This is a genomic window from Streptomyces rectiverticillatus, from assembly GCF_013394065.1.
In the GTDB taxonomy this organism is placed as follows: Bacteria; Actinomycetota; Actinomycetes; order Streptomycetales; family Streptomycetaceae; genus Streptomyces; species Streptomyces rectiverticillatus.
In genome coordinates, this window is the sequence record NZ_CP040752.1 from 937,608 (window position 1) to 958,997 (window position 21,390).

Consider the following 21,390-nt stretch of genomic DNA (forward strand, 5'->3'; position numbering starts at 1 on the left):
CTGCGTGAGGGAGTTATATCCGACGGTGACCACCCGGCCGGACCCGGAGGCGGGGGTATGGGCAGCGATTCAGCCGATCGTGGACGGAGCCTCGGAGGCCCGGGACGGCGAACCTTGACGCCGCGGCGCGGCCGGCGGTTCCCGGGCGAGGGGATTTGTGCCGTGTCTCACGCCGCGAGCGCCGCATTCCGCTGGCCGGATCCCGCTCCCCGCCCACAAGGCCCTTCAACCCCACGCGACTTGACGGTGTCCTGTCCGGTGTCAGCACACCGCCGGAGCAGAGGGGCTACCTGCCATGAACATACGCACCCGCACCGTCCACAGAGCCCTGGCGGGGGCACTGGCCGCCGCCGCGATGGCCGCGGCGGCCCTCACCGCCCCCGCCGCGGCCCGGGCCGCCGGCACGACGGCCGCAGGCGGCCGGGAGGCCGCCGCGGGCCACGACCGGCACGCCGCCACCCGCAGCGCCATGGAGGCCCAGGTGGCGGCCGGCATACCCGGCGTCCTGGGGCAGGCCCGGGACGATCACGGCACCTGGCGGGGCTCCGCCGGCATCGCCGACCGCACCACCGAGCGGCCCCGCCTCGCCCAGGACCGCTTCCGCATCGCCAGTGTCAGCAAGGTCTTCACCTCCGTCGTCCTGCTCCAGCTGGAGGCGGAGGGCCGGATCGGCCTGGACGACCCCGTCGAGCGGTGGCTGCCGGGCGTCGTCCGGGGCGGCGGGCACGACGGCCGGGAGATCACCGTCCGGCAGCTGCTCAACCACACGAGCGGGATCTACAACTACACCGAGGACCCGCGCTTCCAGAAGCTGCTCGGCCCCGACTTCCTGGAGCACCGCTTCGACGACCACACGCCGGACGAGCTGGTGAAGACCGCGATGGCGCACGCACCGTACTTCCGGCCGGGCGGGGGCTGGCACTACTCCAACACCAACTACGTCCTCGCCGGCATGGTCGTCGAGAAGGTGACGGGACGCTCGTACGCCACCGAGATCAAGCGGCGCATCATCCGGCCCCTGGGGCTCACCGCCACCACCCTCCCCGGCACGGCGCCCGAACTGCCGGGGCCGCACGGCCGGGCCTACAGCACGCTGCTGGCCGAGCCCGCTCCCGACCCGAAGATCTACGACGTCACCGAGCTCAATCCGTCGTGGGGCGGCGCCGCCGGCGAGATCATCTCCACCACCGGCGACCTCAACCGCTTCTACGGCGCCCTCATCGGCGGGAAGCTGCTGCCGAGGGCCCAGCAGCGGGAGCTGCTCACCGGGGTATCCGTGGATGACCAGATGCCCGGCGTCCGCTACGGCCTCGGCGTCTACACGGCCCCGCTGTCGTGCGGCGTGACCGTCTGGATGCACACCGGCGGCGTCCACGGCTCCGAAACGATCGCCAGTGCCACCGCCGACGGCCGGCACACCGCCGCGTTCAACTTCAACGGCGACTGGACGGGCGACCTCGGCGCGCTGGTCGAGGCGGAATACTGCGGCAAGGCCCCGTCGGGCAAGTCCGCCGTCGCCGGGCCGCAGAAGACGACGACGCTGATGGCGCCGCGCTGACACGCCCGCGCACGGTGCGCCTGCGGCCCGCGGCTGGTGACAGCCGCGGGCCGCAGGTCCGTACGGGAGCGCCGGGGATCAGCCCTGGCAGATCCCGCGGGCGTAGTCGAAGGTCGCCGTGGCCTGCGAGTACTTCCACTGCGGGGCCAGCAGGTTCGCGTCGAGCTGCTGGGCGGCCTGCGGGCTCTCCACCATGTACCCGAAGTCCTGCAGCCAGGACGGGTAGAGGTTCTTCGAGCCGATGTAGAAGGCCGAGCCGTCCACGGACACCAGCTTGTGGTGCTGTGCGTACGGCTTGCCGTCGGCCCACTTGGCGCTGTCCGAGCTGCGGGCGGTCGCCAGCTGCAGGTTGCCGCACATGGCCGCCTTCGCACCCTGCTGACCGCCGGTGAGCGGCGCGAGGCGGTTGCGCAGGACGTCGCTGATCTCGTTCAGCGACTTGATCTGCGAGTAGCCGCCGCTGCCGACCGCGCCCCGGTTGGCCGGGTCGCTGACCACGATGCGCACCTTCACGCCGGCGGCCAGCTTCGCGGCGAGCGCGTCGTAGAGCCGGATGTCGTAGCGCGGGAGCGGCGGGCAGGTGGCGTTGAGGTCCTGCTGGGAGATCTCCACGTGACTGCGCGCACTGGCCACGAGAGCGCGCAGGGCGCTCTCCTCGGGGTTGGCCGTGTCGTAGTCGCGGTCGGCGTTGGTGTTGTCGTGCAGGCCCACGACGCACTTGGTGTCGGGCGCCGTCGGCAGGTCCGGCCGGAAGGACGAGGAGGGGTCGGAGTCCTGGATGCCGACGCCGAGGCCGCCGACGGCGATCACGGGGACGTTCCCGGTGGCCGGGGCCGCGACGGGGTTCGCGTCCTTCTCCATCGTCGGCATGCAGGCGGCGCCGTCGGACGCGGCGAACCAGACGCTCGCGATGTTGCTCTTGTTCCCGCAGGTCCAGGTCCACAGCTGGTCCAGGTACCGGCCGGCGGACCCGGCCGCGGGCCCGGTCAGGGCGAGGTCGACGTCGGACACCGGGTGGGTGGTGTCGACGTAGTCGCCCTTCCAGCTGTTGATGCCGCCGGTGATCGCCGACTGCCCGTCCACCACGAGGAGCTTGGAGTGGTTCCAGGAGAAGGCGGTCTTCGAGGTGGTCATCGAGGCGACGTTCAGGGTGACGCTGCCGGCGGCCTTGCCGAGCTTGTCGCGCAGGTCGTCGCGGTACTTCGTGGGCAGCACGTTCATGTGGTAGACCGGCGCGGCCCCGACCAGAACGCGGACCTTCGGCTTGTTGCCGTTCTCCACCGACTTCTTCAGGCCCGCGACGATCGCGTCCTGGAACGCCCCGTCGGGGAAGGGCGCCAGGGTGGATATGTCGACGGTGCGCGTGGCCCGGGAGATGTTCTCGGTCATCTTGGCGAGCAGCCGCTTGGTGCCGGGGCGCTCGGCGCAAGTGGCGTCGCCCCAGCAGCCGGGGGTCTGCAGGAGCCAGTCGCCGGGGTCACCGGAGGAGGCGTCCAGGGTGTTGCCGGCGGTGCGCTCCCACACGCGCCCTTCGAGGCCGGGCGAGACCTGGCGGAGGGTCTGCTCGACGGCGTCGAGGTGCGGGGTGGCGGAGGAGTCGGCGAGCGCCGGGGCCGCGGGGAGCGCGGCGAGGGCCAGGGCGGAGACCGCTGCGGAGACGGCGGGACGGGTTAAACGGCGGAGCCGGAGGCGAGCCAATGTGCTTCCTTGATCGGGGGTACGGAGGTGACCGGGAACGCGCCGCGCGGCGAAACGCGCACGGCGATCCGCAGCGCCGGGGACCGGCACTGCGGATGATCACCGGGGTGAAGCTACCAGTTGCCCGGAACGTTCCGTTCAGGAGCCGCAGCTGCTGCCGCCGCCGCAGCTGGAACTCGAACTGGAGGAGGAGCAGCTGGAGCTGGAGCAGCTCGAATGGCCGGAGTGGCTGGAGTGGCCGGAGTGGCTGGAACAGCTCGATGCGCCGGAGCAGCCGTACCCGCCGCTGGTGTGGGACGACGAGGAGGAAGAGGAAGAAGACGAGGAAGAAGAGGACTTCGCGGTCTTCCGGGACGGCGGCTTCTTCGCGCCCTTGGAGTACGAGCGCACGCTGCCCACGCCGGGGCTCGGCAGTGCCGCCTGCCTCAGCTGACCCAGGAACGGCTGGTCCGGCTCGGGCCCGCCGGCACCGTGCACCGCGACGACGCCCGCGATGCCCTCCGGGTGCGTGGCGGAGAACCGGGCGCTCCAGGGACCGGTCGCCGGAGTCCGCTCGATGAAGGCCTTGCCGCGCGGGGTGGGCCGCACCTTCGGCCCGGCAGGGCGGCACCGGACCCGGAGCACGATGCCGGCGACGAGGAGGCCGAGGACGACGAAGGCCGTCACGAAGCTCGCGGGCATGAGGACCAGGGCCACGACGCCGACGCCGGTGAGGACGAGCCCGGCCACCTGGACGTCCGCGGCGCGCTGCCACTTCTGCTTCACCACGGGCGACACCAGCATGCCGCGCCGGACGAGAGCGCCTTCCAGGGCGTCGACGGCCGGGTCGAACTTCAGCGAGGTGCGGACCCTGCGCAGGGAGATGCTCCAGTCGGCGCCGCAGCGGCCCAGCAGGGCGCGCTCCACGGCGTTGTACGCAGCGGCCCGCTCGACCTTGAGCTTGCCGCTCTCGTTCACGGATATCCGCCCGTCGTCGCACATGCCGGCGATGACGGTGTCCACGACCCGGTTGCGGCCGCCGAGCAGGTACGCGACCTCCAGCAGCTCCGGCTCGCCCTGTGCGGGCGGCGGGTCGGCGAGGGCGCGGCGGCGGGCGACGACGAGCCAAGCCGAAGGGGCGACGAGGGCAAGGAGGGTCACCAAGGAGGCGACGACGATGCCGGCGATCATAGGGCGGTTGCCTTTCGGGTCACGCGCGAGCGCAAGGTGTGCCAGGCCGACGCCAGGCGGGCCGGGAACGCGGCGGGGCCGGCGGACGGCGCCGCGCGCCGGGCGGCCGTCCACGCCGCGAGGCACTCCCGCCGCCCGGGATCGGTGAGGGTGCCGTCGGTCCGGATTCCGTCGGTCTTCAGGAGCGCCTCGGCGAAGTCGAGCGCGTCCTGGCGGTAGCCGTCGCTCATCGGACGGCCGCGGGCATAGGCGAGGAACAGCCGCCGGAAGTCCGCCCCGAGGATCTCGGGCAGCTCCGGCGCGACCTTCGCGACGACGTCCGCGCGCTTGCCGAGCAGCGCCTGCTGCTGCACGCGCAGACGTTGCGGGTCGAAGCCGGGCGGCGGGGGTGCGTCCGCGACGAGCGCGGAGAGCAGGGCGTGCTGGGCGTGCGCGAGGCGCCGCCGGGCGGCTTCGGGGGCGGTTTCGAGGGCGGTTTCAGACGCCGTTTCAGGTGTCATCTCAGACACTGTGCGCCACCGTCCGCTGCCGGTCCTGCCGGTCCTGCCGGTCCTGCCGGGAGGAGCGCCGGGCACCGGCCACCGTCGCCCTGATCGCGTCCAGTTCCGCCGCGAGCTCTTCGGGCGCGGGGAAGGCGTCGTCGCGCTCCAGGAGGACGCCCGGGGGCGTCACGCGGGCGCACAGCTCGGCGAGGACGTCGAGGACGGGGCCGGTCACGGGGTGGGCGTGGCTGTCGTGCCACAAACCGCCCTGCTCGACGCCTCCGGCCACATGCACGTAGGCGATGGCTTCGAGCGGCAGTTCATCCAGGGAGGCCGCGGGATCCTGCCCCAGGTTGACGTGGTTCGTGTGGAGGTTGGCGACGTCGATCAAAAGCCGCACGCCCGTCCTGGCGACCAGCTCGGCGAGGAACTGCCCCTCGGTCAGCTCCTCGCCGGGCCACGGCAGGAGGGCCGCGATGTTCTCCAGCGCGAGCGGGACGGGCAGCATGTCCTGCGCGATGCGGACGTTCTCGCACAGGACGTCCAGGGCGTCGCGGGTGCGGGGCACCGGCAGCAGGTGGCCGGCCTCGATCCGCGGGGAGCCGGTCAGCGGCCCCCCGGAGCGGACGAAGGCGATGTGCTCGGAGACCAGCGGCGAGCCGAGGGCTTCGGCGCGCTCGGCCAGCGCGGCGAGCCGGGCCAGATCCGGCCGGTCGGCGCCGCCGAGGCCGAGGGAGACCCCGTGGGGGATCACCGTCGTGCCGCGCTCGCGCAGCTCCCGGAGCGGGCCGGGGAGATGGCACGGGCAGACGTTCTCCGCGACGACCTCCACCCAGTCGGCGCGGACCCGGCCCGCCGCCACGGCGTCGGCCGTCTCCGGGCGCCAGCCGATCCCCGTTCCCAGTGATTTGAGCGCACTCGGCTCACTCATGGCCCCGCCCCCGTCTTTCCCGTGCTCCCCCACGCTCCCCCGTGGAGTCGAACGCCTGTACCAGCCAGCTTTCCCCGCAGCACACTGTACAAATCCTGCGGCGGGGAAAAAGCAACCGCCCCCACGACGGGTTCGGTCCCGTACATCTCTCGTATGACCCGTGCCGTCCACACCGGACCTCAGATGTACGGCAACGCCGCCTCCTGGGCTGATTACTCAGGGTGGTTCAAGGCCATAGCTTCTTGATCAACGGTAGGGCGCCCCCTGCCCTCCCTGAGTGATCCCGAAGTGAGGCAGAACCATGTACGGCAAGGCATTCGCCCCCGAGTACCGGGGCTCCCTGGAAGACCTCTCTGTGAACGCCTCGCTCGAGGAAGTGCTGTCCAAGGCGGTCGAACAACGGCGGCGCGCCCAACTGGACGGCTCCGCACTCGACATGGCGCACGCCGAGCTGGCCGTCGCGGAGGCGAGCCGGCGGCTCGGCCGGGTGGAGGACGCCGAGCGTGCGTGGAAGGCGAGCTACCGGGCCGCACGGCAGGCGGCGGACCTGGGGGCGATGGCCTGGGCCGTGTGGAGCGGCGGCACGCTCGCCCGGCAGCGCGGAACCCTGGCCCTGGCCCGGCGCTGGCTCGCCATCGCCGCCGAACTCGCCGAGCGGGGCGACGACATCGTGGCCCGCGGCTACTCCCTCGCGGGCCTCGCCGAGACCGGCCGCATCCAGGGCGACTACCAGGCCGTCGGCGAACTGCACGAGAAGCTGCTGGCCGAGGCGCGGCGCCGGGGCGAGGCACGGCACACCGTGTGGGCGCTGGAGGGCATCGCGCAGATGCACCGCAACTCGGGCTCGTACGACACCGCGCTGGCCATGTTCGAGGAGGCGGCGGAGATATCGGGCCGGGCGGACGACGCCCGCGGCCACGCGTGGGCGCTGCGCGGGATCGCCGACGTGCTGTCCCTGCGGGGGGAGACCGAGCGGGCGCTCGCGCTGCTGTCGGAGGCCGAGGGGACGTGCCGGCGGATGAAGCTCGTCAGCGCGCTGGCCTACAACCACAAGATGCGCGGCAACGTCCTGTTCCGGGCGGGCCGTTACGCGGAGGCCGAGGAGTGCTACCGCGGGGCGCTGGAGGAGTTCCGGGAGATGGCGGAGCCGCGGGGTGCCGCCCTGGCCCGGCTCGGGCTGGTCAAGAGCCGGGCCCGGCTGGGGCACGACCGCGCCGAGACCGCCGCCGAGCTGGACGACCTGCACCGTACGCTCGGCCGGATCGGCCTGCTCCACGCCCGGCGGATGGTCGAGGCGGCGCGCGCCGAGCTGGGGATGCCGGCGGAGCCTGCAGCTGCCCCGGCGGCCCCGGCTGCCCGCCCTGCCGCCTGACAGCACGTCCTTCCGCGGCAGCCCACGACAGGAGAGAGAAGCCCATGCCCACGCAGGCCGGCCCCGTGCCCCCGCAGACCGCACTCCGGACCCCCGCTCCCCAGACGCTCGCCCGCGCACGGGCGCTGGCCGAGCCCGCGCTCAGAGCCGCCGTGGCGACGCTGCACCCGCTGCCTGCCCGTATGGCGGCCTTCTCGTTCGGCTGGTGCGAGGCCGACGGCACGCCGAGCCCCTCCCCCGGCGGCAAGGGCGTCCGCCAGGCGTTCGCCCTGCTCGGCGCGGAGACGGTGGGCGCTCCCCTCGGGACCGCGGTGCAGGCGGCGGTGGCCGTGGAGCTGGTGCACACCTTCTCGCTGGTGCACGACGACATCATGGACGGTGACGAGCGGCGGCGGCACCGGGACGCGACGTGGAAGGCGTTCGGCACCGGACCGGCCGTCCTGACGGGCGACGCCCTGTTCGCGCTGGCCGTGCGGACGGTCGCGGAGGCCGGGGGCGAGCACACCGGCCGGGCGGTGGCGCATCTGGCCGACTGCCTGGGCGAGCTGGTGCGCGGGCAGGCCGACGACCTGCTGTTCGAGAACCGCCCGTGGACGGGGCGGGGAGCGGTCGGGATACCGGAGTACGAGGCGATGGCGGCCCGCAAGACCGGTGCCCTGCTCGGCTGCGCCCTGTCCCTGGGACCGGTGCTGGCGGGCGCCCCGCCCCTGCAGACGGGTGCCCTCGCCGAGGCCGGGCGGCGGCTCGGCACGGCGTTCCAGATCGTGGACGACCTGCTGGGGATCTGGGGCGACCCGCGGACGACGGGCAAGCCGGTCCACGGCGACCTGCTGCGGCGGAAGAAGACCCTGCCGGTGCTGGCGGCCGTCGCCCTGGACGACGGTGCGACCGCCCGCGAGCTGGCCCGGCTGCTGGGCCCGGACACGCCCCCGGCCGCCGCGGCCGCACGCCGCGCGGCCGGCCTGGTCGAGGCGGCCGGCGGCCGGGAGTTCGCCCTGGAGGAGGCGCACCGCCATGCGGCGGCCGCCCACGACTGCCTGCGCGGCGCCGGCCTCGCCGAGGGTGCGGTCGGTGAACTCGTCGCGCTCTCCGCACATTTGCTGGAGCGGCGGCTGTAGCACCTCTGCTATGGCGGCTGCAACGGCGGCGGATACCCTCCCGCTGCGGGTTACTTCGCCGTCGGCACCGGCAGCGGCGCGGCCTTGCAGGTGACGTCCCGGGCGGGCAGTTCTCCGGAGAGGAGGTACTTGTTCACGATGCCGTCGGCGCAGGCGCTGCCGCCCAGGTAGACGCCGTGGTCGCCGCCGGTGTCCGTGACCAGGCGCGAGCCGCGCAGGTCCCGGTGGGCCCGCTGCGCACCCTCGTAGTACGTGGCCGGGTCGTGCAGGGAGTTGAGCATCAGGACGGGCGGCAGGCCCTTGCCGGTGACCTTGACGCGCGGCGCCGGGGAGGCGGGCCACGCCGCGCACGCGGAGGCGAAGGCGAGCTCTCGGGCACCCATCAGGGGGTACTTGGCGGTGTCCTCGGCGCTGCGGCGGACCCAGGAGCCGGTGTCGCGGTTCCACGGGGTGTCGGCGCAGGTCACGGCGAGGAACTCGGCGAAGAAGTTGGTGCCGAGGTAGGAGCCGAAGACGGTGTCGACGAGCTTCCGCTCGGCGGGGGACGCCGTGTCCCAGTGCTCCAGCGCGGCGAGCGTCTTCGCGAGGCCCGGGAAGCCCTCCTGCGAGTCGTAGATCGCCTGGATGGTGCCGCTGTCGAAGCGGTTGGGGTCGAGGGTCCTGCCCTTGCCTTCGCCCGGGCTGATCGGGTGGTCGCGCAGTGCGCTGCGGCGCCGCTCCCACGTGGCCTTCGCCTCGGCCGCGGTGCGGCCGTAGTGGTAGGTGGCGTCGTTCTTCGCGAGCCAGGGCAGGAAGTCCTGCTCAAAACGGCGCTGGAAGCTCTTCGGCTGGCCCTTCTCGAAGTCCTCCCAGGTGCCGCCGAAGGCTATGTTGCTGTCCAGGACGGCGCGTTCGACGCGCTGCGGGAAGAGCGTGGCGTAGTACGCGCCGACCATGGTCGCGTAGGAGGCCCCGTAGTAGGAGATCTTCCGTTCGCCGAGCAGGGCGCGGAAGAGGTCCATGTCGCGCACGGTCTGCTCGGTGGTGATGTACGGAAGGAGGTCCCCGTGCTTCTCGCGGCAGGCGTCGGCGAGCTTGCGGGAGTTGTCCACGACGCGTTGCACGGCGGCGGGCGAGCGGTCGCGGAAGTCACCCGCGAAGAAGGCGTCGAGCTCGTCCTGGGTCTGGCACTGCAGCGGCGTGCTCCTGCCGACGCCGCGCTGGTCGAAGCTGACGATGTCGTGGACGGCACCGATCGCGGGCGCCTGCCGGGCGACGCCGGCCGGCCTCAGCAGCCCCTTGCCGCCGGGTCCCCCCGCGGCCATCATCAGCACCCCGCGCCGGTGGGCGGGGTCGCTCGCCCGCACGCGGGACACGGCGATCGTGAGGTCCTTGCCGGTGTCCGGGGCGTGCCAGTCGCGCGGGACGGTCATCTCCGCGCACTCCATGGTGGCCGGCTCGGGGCAGGGCTGCCACGCGAGCTTCTGGGAGGTGTACCGCTCGGGCACGGTCACGGCCGTGGCAGGGCGCGGCTGCGCGGCCGCGCTCTGCTGCGCAGCGGCTGTTCCCGCCGGGAGCATTGCGGCCGCGACCACCGCGGCGAGTGCGGCCGACACGGCGGCGAGTGCGGAGACGGCCGGTACGGTCCGCCGCGATTTCCTGAGCTCGAACATCGAACCTCCTGGTGCGTGGTGACGGTTCGATGCTCCCGGGCGGGGTGGCCGCGATCGACCCCGCTGGTATCCGTTCCGGGGGTGGCACTGGTACCACCCCCGGGTCTCCTGAGGGTTGGCGCTACTTCTTCAGGATGGTGACTTCGGGATAGGCCGCGGACGGCCGGTCGAGGAGCGGGCTCGGGGTGCCGCGCAGGTGCCGGTCGAGGAACGCGTTCACGTACGCACGGGTGAGCGCGGTCGAGCGGGTGCCGTGCAGGCTGCCGTAGGCGCCGTGGACCTGGTCCGGCGGGATCTGGCCGGGCATCCCGAACCGGTCCACGATCCAGGGAGCGTCCGTGAACGTCAGGTGGCCGCCTTCGGGCACGTCGAGCCAGCGCTTCCAGCCCGTCAGCCGCTGCCAGTTCTTGTCCCAGTTCTCCGTGTTTCCGGCCCGCTGTGCGCCGAAGAGCAGCACGGGCTTGTTCAGCCCGTCGGCGGGCAGGTCGCTGGGGAAGTTGCCGTCGAGGTTGACGGCGGCGTCCACGCGCTTGTCGCCGCGCAGGGCCTCCACCGCGCTCGCGCCTCCGATGGAGTGGCCGACCACGGCGATCCGGCTGCGGTCGACGGCGAGCGGGCTGCCGGGGGCGGTCAGCCGGTCGAGGAGGAAGGAGAAGTCCTTCGCCCGGTTCCGTACGACGGCGGCCATGTCCGGCTTCGCACAGATCTCACAGGTCTCGATGCGCCCGCCGGGGAACTCGACCGGGGCCTCGTAGGTGTGGTCGACCGCGGCCACCGCGTACCCGCGCGACGCGAGGTCCTCGCCGAGCGTGGTGAGCGTCAGCCGGCTCAACCCGAAGCCTGGCGAGAGGACGACCAGCGGCCGGGGCTTGCGGGCCGGCTCGGCGCCCAGGGTCGAGTTCGTGCGTACGCCGGCGAGATCCTCCTTGCCAAGGACCGCCTTGGACAGCTCCTTCGATACGTAAGGGGCGTTCCGGTCGCCCTGGTGCCGTGCCGGGTACCAGAGCGAGACCATGAGCTGCCGCTTGCCGGCGGCGGGCTTCCAGGGGTCGGGGCGCGAGGTGTCGACGAGGTGCAGGGTCTTCGTCCCGACCGGCTGCTTGCCCGTGGGCGCCGGGACCCGGGCCGGGGTGCCGGACGCCGACGGCTCGGGGGCCCGTTCCACCGCCGCGGCCACGGCCGGGATCTGGGGCGCGGCGAAGGCCGCGAGGAGCGCGGCGGCCACGAAGGACCGCCGCGATGTCTTCCGCGATTTCCACAACATGATCATCACGTTATACGGCCGTGACACTCCTGCCATCCGCCTCAGGTCGGAGGTGATCAACTTCGCACGGCCGGACCGGGCCGGTCAGCGGACCGAGGCGTAGGCGCCGAGGGCGATGTGCGCGAAGTTGCGCAGGGAGTCCGTGCCGGGGGCGAAGTAGCCGGTGTGGCCGTGGGCACCGAGCGTGGGGACGATGCGGGCGCCGAACCCCGGGGAGGTGGGGTCGGTGCCGTGGCCCAGGCCGAAGAGGTCGACGTTGGGGACGTTGCCTATCCAGTCCGAGGAGTTGCGCGCGGCGGCCCAGACGCGGGCACCGGTGTGCAGCCCGGCCACCGAGTCGGCGCGCATGCCGGGGCTGCCGAGCGCCACGAGGTCGGCGGCCTCAGTGCGGTCGACGGACGGGGCGGCCAGGCCGCAGACCACCGAGCCGTAGCTGTGGCAGAAGACGGCGGGCGGCGGCGCGGCGGGAGAGGCGGCGGCCGCCGCCAGCCCGGAGAGCAGGCGCTCCAGGCGCACGGCCCCGGCCTGCGCGAGGCGCCCGGTGGCGGCGTCCACACCGAGGCCCACGGGCGTGGTGTAGCCGGCCCAGGCGATGACGGCGGTCGGGGTGCCGGGCGCCCTGCGCTCCATCTCGGCCCGCAGGGAGGCGGCCATCCCGGCGGGGGTGCCGTAGCGGTCCTTCGTCCGGTCGAAGGTGCGGAGGTCGATGTCCGAACCCGGCACGATGACGGCGGTGTGCCGGGCGGCCGCCAGATCGCCGTACACCTCGGCGACCTGGCCGCGGCCGCGCGGGTCGAAGGCCAGGATCCGGCGGCCCGGCGCGAGCAGCCGCTCGCAGCGGTCGGCACGCTCGCGGGCCTCTTCCCGCGCGGCGCGGGTCAGGCCGGGGTCCGCGACCCGGGCCTGCGCCTTCTCCCGCTCGGCGGCTATCGCCCGGGCGTTGGCCTCGTACCTCAGGGGCACGGGCGCACCGTCGAGGTTGCCGACGACCAGCGCGTGACGGGCCGCCAGGTCCTTGCGCTGGGCCTCGGTGAGACCGGCGAAGAACGCGGCGACCGTACGCGGTGCCGCCGTCGCCGGGTCCGGCAGCTCGCGGTGGAGGGAGTGGTCCGCACGCCACGCCTCGGCACCGGCGGGCGGGCCGGTCACCACGGCCTGCTCGTCGCTGACGGCCCAGCCGGCCGTGCCGGCCACGACCGTGGCGGCCAGAGCTGCGGCGACCAGCGTGCGCTTGAAGCGGCCCATGACTGTCTCTCCCTCGTCCCGTTGCGTGACAGAGGGAAAGCTAGAAAGAGGGTGTCCGAGCCTGCGTCACCCCAGGGAGCCAACCCTGGAGTGATACCTCAGTAGGGGGTCGGCGAGGGGGCGCCTTCAGCCCCTCGCGGGATCCTCGGAATCCACGGAGTCCTCGAAGTCCTCGTAGTCGAAGCCCGGTGCGACCACGCACGTCACCAGCACCGGCTCGTCCCCCGCAGGCTCGGCCGACTGCCACACGCCGCCGGGCACCAGGAACTGCGGTTGCTCGCCCCGCTCGACGCCGGGTCCGACGACCACTTCGGAGGCCTCCTTCCCGTCGGGCCTGTCGCCGGAGCCGCCGAGCCTCATCCGCAGCGGGCCGCCGCGGTGCCACAGCCACAGCTCGTCGGAGCGCACGCGGTGCCAGCGGGAGACCTCACCGGGGTGGAGGAGGTAGTAGATGCCGGTGGCGAACGCACGCGGCCCGCCGTAGCCGTCGGGGACCGCCTCGCGCGAGGTCTTCCACGTCTCGCGGAACCACCCTCCCTCGACGTGCGGTTGGAGACCGAGGAGCGCGACCAGTTCGGAGATGCCGGAAGTACTGCCGGAAGTACTGTCAGCCATGGCGTCATTCTCGCGCGGCCTCGGCCTTGACGGCATCCGAGGCTATGACCAGGGCCGCGCCGATGACGGCGAGGACGATGCTCGCGTACATCTCGTAGCCGTCGAGAAAACCGAGGTAGCGCACGACCACCCAGTAGTGGAACCAGCCGGTGAGTCCGTGGACGACGCCGCCCAGCCCCTGCAGGACGAGGATGACGCCGACGCCTTCGAGCAGCTTCTTCATACCCGCCATGCTCCTGCCGCCGCCCCGCCCCGGTCATCGCCCGGAAGGCTGTGCGGCGCCGACCGAAGTAGCCGCCCGCAGTCCCCCGGATCATCCAAGGTCCCGCCTCGTACAACTTTGGTATCGGCCCTCCGTCCGATGCCTCCCGTCCGCCCGCCGCGTCGGTAAATTGGCTGCTCATGGACGTGAAGACCGAGGAGACGGCGGAGGTGCGGCCCCGCAGGGCGCGCAGTGTGCGCGACTGGGCGGTGGACATCCTCTGCATCGCCCTCGCGGCCGTGATCGGGATACTGGCCGCCGAGGCGCTGCGCAAGGCTCCGGACCCCTCGCCCGCACTCCTCTTCTTCGACCAGATCGTGGGCGCCCTGGCCTGCGTCGCGCTGTGGATGCGCCGCCGGTGGCCGGTGCCGCTCGCCGTGGTCCTGGTGGTGGTGAGCACCCCCGTGCCGCCCGCCGCAGGGGCCATGCTGGTGGCGGTGTTCACGGTCGCCGTGCACCGGCCGTTCCGGACCGTGGCCGCCGTGGGAGGGCTCGCCCTGATCAGCGAGCCGCTGCAGGCGGCGATCCGCCCCGACCCGGACCTGCCGTTCCCCGCCGCGACGGCCACGGGCCTGCTGCTGGTCCTCACCGTCATCGGCTGGGGCATGTTCGTCCGCTCCCGGCGCCAGCTGGTCCTGTCGCTGCGCGAGCGCGCCCGGCGGGCCGAGGCGGAGGCGCAGCTGCGAGCGGAGCAGGCCCAGCGCCTGGCGCGGGAGCGCATCGCCCGGGAGATGCACGACGTCCTCGCGCACCGGCTGTCGCTTCTGTGCGTGCATGCGGGGGCCCTGGAGTTCCGTCCGGATGCACCGCCCGCGGAGGTGGCCCGGGCCGCCGGGGTGATCCGTGACAGTGCGCATCAGGCCCTGGAGGATCTGCGCGAGGTGATCGGGGTGCTGCGAGCCCCCGGCGCGGAGGGGGGAGGGGACCGCCCGCAGCCCACCCTGGCTGCGCTGGAGGAGCTGGTGGAGGAGTCCCGGCAGGCGGGCACGGAGGTGGTGCTCGTCCAGCGGGTGGCCGACGCCCCGGCGGTTCCGGAGGCCACGGGCCGCACGGTGTACCGGATCGTGCAGGAGGCGCTGACCAATGCCCGTAAGCACGCCGGAGGTGCGGCGGTGAGGGTCACGGTCGAGGGCTCCCCGGAGGCGGGGCTCACGGTCGGGATCACCAATCCGCCGGGGGACGGCAGCGGAGCATCCGTGCCCGGCTCCGGGCAGGGGCTCATCGGGCTGGCCGAGCGCGCCGCCCTCGCCGGCGGCCGGCTCTCGCACGGACCCACACCCGACGGCGGCTTCCGCATCGACGGCTGGCTACCGTGGCGGCCATGAACGCCCCGCAGCCGCCGCACGGCACCGAGCCCTCGCACTCCCCCGGGGCCCAGGCCCAGCAGTCCCCGCAAGGCCGGCCGATCCGGGTCCTGCTCGTGGACGACGACCCCCTGGTGCGGGCGGGCCTGTCGTTCATGCTGGGCGGCCTGCCCGACATCCGCATCGTCGGAGAGGCCGCCGACGGTTCGGAGGTCACCGCCCTCGTCGACCGGCACGCGCCCGACGTGGTGCTGATGGACATCCGCATGCCGTCGGTCGACGGCCTGGCCGCCACGGAGGAGCTGCGCCGCCGCGAAGACGCCCCGGAGGTCGTCGTCCTGACGACCTTCCACGCCGACGAGCAGGTGCTGCGGGCCCTGCGCGCCGGAGCGGCGGGCTTCGTCCTCAAGGACACCCCTCCGGCGGAGATCGTCGCGGCCGTGCGCAGGGTCGCCGCCGGTGAGCCGGTCCTCTCCCCCGCCGTCACGCAGCAGCTCATCACCCGGGTCACGGAGCGGGAGCGGGACACCCGCGGCGACCGGGCCCGGGCGCTGCTGGCCGCGCTCAATGACCGGGAGCGGGAGGTCGCGGCCTGCGTCGGGCGCGGGCAGTCGAACGCGGAGATCGCCGGCGCGCTCTATATGAGCGTGGCGACGGTCAAAACGCACGTCTCGCGCATCCTCACCAAGCTGGGCCTCAACAACCGGGTGCAGATCGCCCTGCTCGTCCATGACGCGGGCGGGCCCGGCGCGGAGGCCTGAGCCCGCCCTGAGCCCGGCCTGAGCCCGGCCGAGGCCGGGCCCCGGCACAGCGCTGTGAGCAGCTCCCCGAGCAGACCGGACCGGCGCTTTCCATAAGCCGCTCCGCTACCACCACGCGACCGTCGGTCACCCCGGCACGCCCGTAGGGCGGTGTTGCGCAACCGCCTACGAAACTACATGCGGCCGACGTACGGCTGTTACAAAACAGCGGGGAAACAGCAGGTTGCCGGTCATAGGATCGAACTCATGATCCATGGGCGATTAGTTCTAATCGCCCCTTTGCTTTTCTATCCGCGCATCACGCGCAGGAGAGTGGGGGAAACCTGTGCCTGGGCACATACCGCGCCGACGTGTACTCCAGGTCGCGGGCGGCGGCATCGTCGTCGGAGCCGGCGCGGTGGGTGCCTGGCAGTGGCTGTCCCCGGAGGCGAAGAAGAAGGCCGCGCAGGACGGCGCTCCGGTACGCCCTGCGAAGGCCACGACGTCCGAGTCGTTCGTCCACGTCATCGCCCACCCCGACGACTCCCTCTACTTCATGAACCCGGAGCTGGAGCAGTCGATCCTCGGCGGCGGCCCCTCCGTGACGGTCTGTCTCACCGGCGGCGAGTCCGACGGCCGCAACGAGCTGTCGGGCGCCCGCGGCTACAAGCGGCTGCCCGAGAAGCGGGGCGAGTTCGTCCGCGCCCGGCTCAACGGCTTCCGCGAGGCAACGGCCCAGATGGCCACCGGCGACTGGCTCAGCCCCTGGACCGTGGAGGCCCTGTCCCTCCTGCCCGGCATCCAGGTCGAGCTGCACACCCTGCGCGCGGCCCCCCAGGTCCAGCTGATCTTCCTGGAGCTGGTCGAGGCCCGCACCCTGCGCAATCCGCGCAAGGAGAGCCTGCGCGGCCTGTGGCTCGGGGCGACCCCGCAGCTGACGACGCTCCGGCCGGCCGCCAGCCCGGTCAGGAGCACCTTCCAGTACGGCCGCAAGCAGCTCATCGACACCCTCGTCGCGATATTCGAGCGCTACCAGCCGACCGTCGTCCGCACCCTGGACCCCAACCCCACGCACCTGCCGAAGCCGCCGGAGTTCCCGAACACCCCGCCCGTCCTGCGCGGCATAGCCAAGTACGACCACCAGGACCACACGACGTCCGCGTTCTTCGCCCAGGCCGCGCTCGCCGAGTACTGGGGCCGCAAGCACGCCCGGCCCACGGCCGTGGACAGCTACGTCGGCTACGAGGTCTCCCACCTCCCCAGCAATCTCGACAAGGCCACCACCGACCACAAGCTCAAGTTCCTCGACACCTACGGCTGGGCCGACGGCAAGGACTGCGGCGACGCCGCGGGCTGCGGCGACCGCAAGGTGGGCCGCACCTCCGGGACGAAGTACCACGGCTGGTCGAGCAACTGCCGCCACCGCGCGCCCGGCACGATGCGCTGGGTGCAGCCGCTGCCCGACGGCCGCCTCGCGGCGTTCGCGGTCCTCGACGGTGCGGCGCAGTGCTGGACCGAGGCCAAGGCCGGCAGCGGCATCTGGTCCACGCCCACCTCCCTCGGCGGATCGATGCTGGAGGGCCAGGTGCAGGCGCTGCGCCACTCCGACGGCACCCTGCAGCTGTTCTCCATACGCACGGTGCTACCCGGGAAGGACACGCCGCACCGGCGCGAGGTCGTCACCGCGCTGCAGAGCGGCGACGGAAGCGGCGACGGCTCCGGCGGCACCCCGTCGTTCGGCCCCTGGGAATCTCTGGGCTCGCCCGAGCAGGACCCCGCGCGCTCGATGGAGATGGGCTATCCGGTCGCCGTGGCCGGCACCGACGGCACCGTCCACGTCTTCGTCCGCACCTTCGAGGGCGAGGTGAGCCGGCGCAGTGGCGCCGGCGGCAAGGACTTCTCCGAGTGGGAGACGCTCCCCTCCGCCGGCCCCCGGGTGAGGCTCGAGGACGGGCTCGACGCGGCCCTCGACGGCCAGGGCCGGATCCACCTCGTGGCCGCCGACACGAAGACCGTGCACCACTGGATGTCGCAGGGTCCCGGCGGCCCGCTGCAGCCGGCCGAGCCGACGAAGCTCCCCGCCGTCACCGGCCCGCTGAGCCTCGCCCCCCTCGCGAGCGGCGGCATGCGCATGGCCGTGCGTCAGCCGAACACCTCCCGGGTACTCGTCGTCGACCGGCTCGGCGACGACAAGGGCTGGCGCGTCTCGGCCCAGTGCGACCCTCTCAACGGCCATGGCCGCGTCGCCGTCGGACAGGCCGGGAACACCACCGTGCTCACCGACCACGACGGCAAGGGCCGCGTGCGGCTGTCCGCCGGGTCCGGCCGCCCGGGTCCGTGGGGCAAGGACGGCATTCCGTACCGGGGTGTCCCCGGCGTCGCGCTCGACGCCAAGGGCAATGCGGTCGCGGTCGTCGTCATGGGCCTGGACAACAAGCTGAGCAGCGCGCGGCTGCGCGGCCCGGGCAAGGGCGCGTTCACGGACTGGATCGCCCACGACGGGAAGGCGCGGACGAACGTCCAGTCGTAGGACGTCGTACGGGTCGTACGGAGGTGAGGCGCCCGGCGCTCAGGCGTCCGGCGCCGGCGCCCCCGGTCGCGCGGTATCTCGGCCTATCGCGCGTCGTCCTCGGCCTATCGCGCGATGTCCTCGGCGAGGATCCGTTCGACGTTCCGCTCGGCCAGCGCCGTGATGGTCACGAACGGGTTCACCCCGATCGAGCCCGGGATCAGCGCCCCGTCGTTCACGTACAGGTGCCGGTACCCGGCGACCCGCCCGTAGGCGTCGGTGGCCCGGCCCAGGACGCAGCCGCCGAGCGGGTGGTAGCAGAAGTCGTCCCCGAATGCCTTGGGCCGCGGGCCGAAGAGGTCGTAGCGGTAGTCGGTGCCGTTCGCCTTGTTCATCCGGTCGAAGAAGGACTTCGCCGCGGCGACGGCGGGGGCGTTCTGCTCCCGCTCCCAGCGCAGCCGTACGCGGTCCGTGGCGCTGTCGTGGACGAACGTGCCGCGCTCGGGGTTCCTGGTGACGGCCAGGTACATGCTGATCCAGGTCTCGAAACCCGCGGGCAGCGAGGTGACGTCGGCGAAGACGGGCGCCGCGGGATCGTCCCAGTCGTCGATGCAGGTCGCGGCGATGGCCGACTGGCGGGCGCCCGTGGGGTGCGGCAGCGTGTTGGCGCGGCCGGCCATGACGTTGCCGTTCGGCCCCCAGCCCGCGCCGACCGCCGCGCCGAGGTCCGGCAGGGTGCCGGTGTCACGGGCCCGGACCAGCAGCTCCGTGGAGCCGAGGCTGCCGGCCCCGAGGAAGAGGTAGCGGCAGCCGATCTCCTTGGGCGCGAGCCGCCGCCCCTCCGCGTCGATCGGCTCGACGGTCAGGACGTACGTGCCGTCCTGCTCGCGGCGGACCTTCGTGACGCGGTGCAGGGTCTCGATGGTGACCTTGCCGGTGCCGAGGGCGGCGGCGAGGTAGGTCTTGTCCAGGCTCTGCTTGCCGTGGTTGTTGCCGTACATGACCTCGGCGGCCAGCGCGGACTTCGGCACCTCGCCCGCCGCCTCGCGCCGCATGTAGGCGAAGTCGTAGACGTTGGGGGCGAACCTCGTCCTCATCCCCGCCTTTGTGGCCGCCTCGCGCGCGACGCGGGCGAAGCGGTACCACTCGGTCTGCTCGAACCAGTCCGCGGCGACCTCGTTCGCCCTGAGCATCGCGAGGGCGCGCGGGAAGTGACGGCCGTACATCTCGCCGGCGTCGACCTGCGGGAGCACTTCCCCGAAGTAGGAGCGCCGGGGCGTCGCGGCGATGCCGCCGTTGACGAGCGAGCCGCCGCCCACCCCACGCCCCACGTACACCCCCATCTGACCGAAGTTCACGCGGTCGAGGACGCCGGCGTACGGCTGGACCGGGCGGTTGACGACGTCGAGCCAGAGGAAGGAGGCGACGGGCGCCTCGGTGCGGTTCTTGAACCAGGTGGAGCGCCGGTCCGGGTCGAGCATCCCGCAGAAGACCTTGCCGTCCGGCCCGGGCCGGTTCCACAGCTGCCCCATCTCCAGCATCAGCGTCCCGACGCCTGCCTCCCCCAGCCGCAGCGCGGTGACGGCCGCCCCGTAGCCCGTGCCGACCACCACGGCCGGTACGAAGGCGCCGCTGCCGACCGGACCGGCGGCGGACGGCCGCGGTCCGGCCGCGGCCGTGATCGTGGTCGCGCCCGTGAGGGAGGCGGCACCGAAGGCGGCCCAGCCCAGCAGACGGCGGCGCGACAGGGGGGAGCTTCCGGCCCCGGTGGCGTGATCCGGTCTCTTCGACACCACACCCAAGGTAGCAGTGTGTCAGGAGACGCTTACAGGGTGTGCGTGACCGTGCCGCGCAGCACCGCCCGGGGCCCGGCGGGCGCCGGGCCGGTGAGCGCCGCCGACGTGCTGCGGGCCAGGCTGACCGTGCACGAACACCCCCTGATGGTGCTCGAACCGGGCGGCACCACGGCCGCGGTGGCGCTGCCCGAGGGCCTGGCCGTGCAGCTGCTCGGCCCGGATGACCCCGCGCTGCCGAGTGCGGCGGCCCTCGGCCCGCTCGCCTTCTCCCGGGACGGCACGGCGGACCGTCTGGCGGCGCGCATCCGCGCGGGCCTGACGGTGGCCGCCGCGGCCGTCCGCGGGGACACGGCCCTGTGTTCGGGCATGCACCAGCCCGTCGTCGCGGTCACCGAGCTGGTCGGCATCGGGACGCTGCCCGCCGTGCGCCGGCAGGGCCCCTGGGCCTCGCGGTCACCGCGGCCCTCGTCGCCGACGCGCGGTCGCGGGGCGCGCAGACCGTCTTCCTCTCCACCGGCGACGACGACGTGGTCCGGATCCACTCCCGGGCAGGCTTCCGCCGCGCGGGCACGGCACTGATCGCGGAGCCCGCCGAGCCCCGGGGCGCCGCAGGCCTGACCCGGGACGCCGCGACCAGCTCCCGCCTCCGGGTCAGGTCCAGTACAAGCCGCGCGCCCGCGAGGTGGAGACCGTGCCCGGGTCGCGTACACCCGGCGCGGGCGGGTCGTAGCACGCCTCGAAGCGGACGGTCTCCCCTTCGGAGACGGAGCCGTGGTGGGTGAAGTCGACGAAGGACGCGCCCACCGTCGCGATGCGCTCGACGATCGGGCCGTTCCAGCGGGAGCCGTCCGCCCGCTGGTGGTAGAAGCGCCCCTGGAGCGTGCTGCCCGCAGGGACCGTCACGGTCAGGAAGACCGTGGCCGTGTACGCCTTCGCGCCGCTGATCAAGGTCCGGCCGTTGACCGAGAGCGTCGTCCACGTACCGGGGACGAGCGCGGTCTGCGCGTCGGTGTACTCGCCGAGCGTCCGCGGCGCCGCCCCGCCCGGCAGCGGGTCGGCGGGCCGGTCGGAGGCCCGGGCCACGATGGCGGGGAAGACCACGTCGTGGAACTGCCCCACGCGGGCGTCGCCCGGGCAGGCCGTGCCGCCCGTGGACCACTGCGAGAACAGCCGGTGGTAGCCGTAGCCCGGTTCGTCCCAGGAGCGGCAGACCCGTAACGGCAGGCCGTGGTACTGGTGCAGCCACACCCCGACCTCGACGAGTCTGTCGACCTGCCGGTCGGTCCACGGGTCGGTGTGCTCCAGGTTGGAGGCGGTCTCGATGCTCACCGCCCCGCTGCCGTCCGGGCGCAGGTTGGCCCGGTAGTTGGCGTCGGCGCGGGTCTGGGTGCCGATGTACTGCGCGAGGTCGCCTCCGTAGCCGAGGCCGAAGTGCGACTCGAGGTTGGTACTGTCGCGCCAGAACTCGTAGAGGCGGCGCGCGGTCCACGGCGCGCCGACGCTGTGCAGGATGAACTGGGTGGGGCGGATCGCCGGCTGATCGTCCGACTCCGGCTGGAGCTCCATCTTCGTGGCGCCCGGGTACCAGGCCATCACGACTCCTCGGGGCTGGGGGGTGGGGGTGCGCGCCGCACCGCACGGCGACACGCACGTCTGTTCGCGGTATGCCCGTTC

16 protein-coding genes and 1 pseudogene are annotated in these 21,390 nt (G+C 73.3%); 7 read left to right on the forward strand and 10 right to left on the reverse strand.

Going from position 1 to position 21,390, the window contains the following annotated elements:
• Nucleotides 1-295: 295 nt before the first annotated feature.
• Nucleotides 296-1,558 (forward strand): serine hydrolase domain-containing protein, encoded by a 1,263-nt coding sequence (locus FGW37_RS03695; RefSeq protein WP_179079734.1) that lies wholly within the window; start codon nt 296-298, stop codon nt 1,556-1,558.
• A 78-nt stretch (nt 1,559-1,636) separates the two neighbouring features.
• On the opposite strand, the gene FGW37_RS03700 is transcribed toward FGW37_RS03695, so the two are convergent.
• The 3 genes and pseudogenes from FGW37_RS03700 to FGW37_RS03710 all read right to left on the reverse strand — a co-directional run bounded on the left by FGW37_RS03700 (nt 1,637) and on the right by FGW37_RS03710 (nt 5,839).
• A complete protein-coding gene (locus tag FGW37_RS03700) occupies nt 1,637-3,256 on the reverse strand; it encodes a phospholipase D-like domain-containing protein (protein WP_179079735.1) in 1,620 nt (539 codons plus the stop codon).
• A gap of 138 nt (nt 3,257-3,394) precedes the next feature.
• Nucleotides 3,395-4,426 (reverse strand): TIGR04222 domain-containing membrane protein, encoded by a 1,032-nt coding sequence (locus FGW37_RS03705; RefSeq protein WP_179079736.1) that lies wholly within the window; start codon nt 4,424-4,426, stop codon nt 3,395-3,397.
• Nucleotides 4,423-5,839, reverse strand: a pseudogene (locus tag FGW37_RS03710) (multinuclear nonheme iron-dependent oxidase). Before FGW37_RS03710 ends, FGW37_RS03705 begins: the two are co-directional and overlap by 4 nt.
• Before the next feature lie 301 nt (nt 5,840-6,140).
• Here FGW37_RS03710 and FGW37_RS03715 point away from each other — a divergent pair.
• Complete coding sequence (locus FGW37_RS03715) at nt 6,141-7,211, forward strand: tetratricopeptide repeat protein (protein WP_179079737.1); 1,071 nt, start codon at nt 6,141-6,143, stop codon at nt 7,209-7,211.
• Nucleotides 7,212-7,255: 44 nt separating this feature from the next.
• Complete coding sequence (locus FGW37_RS03720; protein ID WP_179079738.1) at nt 7,256-8,329, forward strand: polyprenyl synthetase family protein; 1,074 nt, start codon at nt 7,256-7,258, stop codon at nt 8,327-8,329.
• A 50-nt stretch (nt 8,330-8,379) separates the two neighbouring features.
• Here the strand turns inward: FGW37_RS03720 and FGW37_RS03725 are convergent, their stop codons facing one another.
• The 5 genes from FGW37_RS03725 to FGW37_RS03745 form a co-directional block, all read right to left on the reverse strand.
• Nucleotides 8,380-9,981, reverse strand: a complete 1,602-nt coding sequence (locus FGW37_RS03725) for an alpha/beta hydrolase (RefSeq protein WP_246430251.1) — start codon at nt 9,979-9,981, stop codon at nt 8,380-8,382.
• 121 nt (nt 9,982-10,102) lie between these two features.
• Nucleotides 10,103-11,245 carry an alpha/beta hydrolase family protein gene (locus FGW37_RS03730; RefSeq protein WP_179079739.1) on the reverse strand — a complete coding sequence of 381 codons (1,143 nt, stop codon included), beginning with the start codon at nt 11,243-11,245 and terminating at the stop codon, nt 10,103-10,105.
• A gap of 84 nt (nt 11,246-11,329) precedes the next feature.
• The gene (locus FGW37_RS03735) at nt 11,330-12,490 is read right to left on the reverse strand and encodes an alpha/beta hydrolase (protein ID WP_179079740.1); all 1,161 of its coding nucleotides are present in this window, start codon (nt 12,488-12,490) and stop codon (nt 11,330-11,332) included.
• A 126-nt stretch (nt 12,491-12,616) separates the two neighbouring features.
• Nucleotides 12,617-13,105 (reverse strand): cupin domain-containing protein, encoded by a 489-nt coding sequence (locus FGW37_RS03740; RefSeq protein WP_179079741.1) that lies wholly within the window; start codon nt 13,103-13,105, stop codon nt 12,617-12,619.
• Between the two features lie 4 nt (nt 13,106-13,109).
• Nucleotides 13,110-13,328: a hypothetical protein gene (locus FGW37_RS03745; RefSeq protein WP_179079742.1), complete on the reverse strand. Its 219-nt coding sequence runs from the start codon at nt 13,326-13,328 to the stop codon at nt 13,110-13,112.
• 179 nt (nt 13,329-13,507) lie between these two features.
• Between FGW37_RS03745 and FGW37_RS03750 the strand changes: the two genes are divergently transcribed.
• From FGW37_RS03750 to FGW37_RS03760, 3 genes are all read left to right on the forward strand, one after another.
• On the forward strand, nt 13,508-14,692 hold the full coding sequence (locus FGW37_RS03750; protein WP_179079743.1) for a sensor histidine kinase: 1,185 nt from the start codon (nt 13,508-13,510) through the stop codon (nt 14,690-14,692).
• Entirely contained in the window at nt 14,689-15,432 is a 744-nt protein-coding gene (locus FGW37_RS03755) for a response regulator (RefSeq protein ID WP_179079744.1), read from the forward strand. Before FGW37_RS03750 ends, FGW37_RS03755 begins: the two co-directional genes overlap by 4 nt.
• A 325-nt stretch (nt 15,433-15,757) precedes the next feature.
• On the forward strand, nt 15,758-17,941 hold the full coding sequence (locus tag FGW37_RS03760) for a PIG-L family deacetylase (protein WP_179079745.1): 2,184 nt from the start codon (nt 15,758-15,760) through the stop codon (nt 17,939-17,941).
• A gap of 104 nt (nt 17,942-18,045) precedes the next feature.
• Here the strand turns inward: FGW37_RS03760 and FGW37_RS03765 are convergent, their stop codons facing one another.
• The gene (locus FGW37_RS03765; protein WP_246430252.1) at nt 18,046-19,713 is read right to left on the reverse strand and encodes a GMC oxidoreductase; all 1,668 of its coding nucleotides are present in this window, start codon (nt 19,711-19,713) and stop codon (nt 18,046-18,048) included.
• Nucleotides 19,714-19,764: 51 nt separating this feature from the next.
• Here FGW37_RS03765 and FGW37_RS03770 point away from each other — a divergent pair, with 51 nt between their 5' ends.
• Entirely contained in the window at nt 19,765-20,295 is a 531-nt protein-coding gene (locus FGW37_RS03770) for a hypothetical protein (RefSeq protein ID WP_179079746.1), read from the forward strand.
• Between the two features lie 72 nt (nt 20,296-20,367).
• Here the strand turns inward: FGW37_RS03770 and FGW37_RS03775 are convergent, their stop codons facing one another.
• Entirely contained in the window at nt 20,368-21,309 is a 942-nt protein-coding gene (locus tag FGW37_RS03775) for a peptidoglycan recognition protein family protein (protein WP_179079747.1), read from the reverse strand.
• Nucleotides 21,310-21,390: the final 81 nt, after the last annotated feature.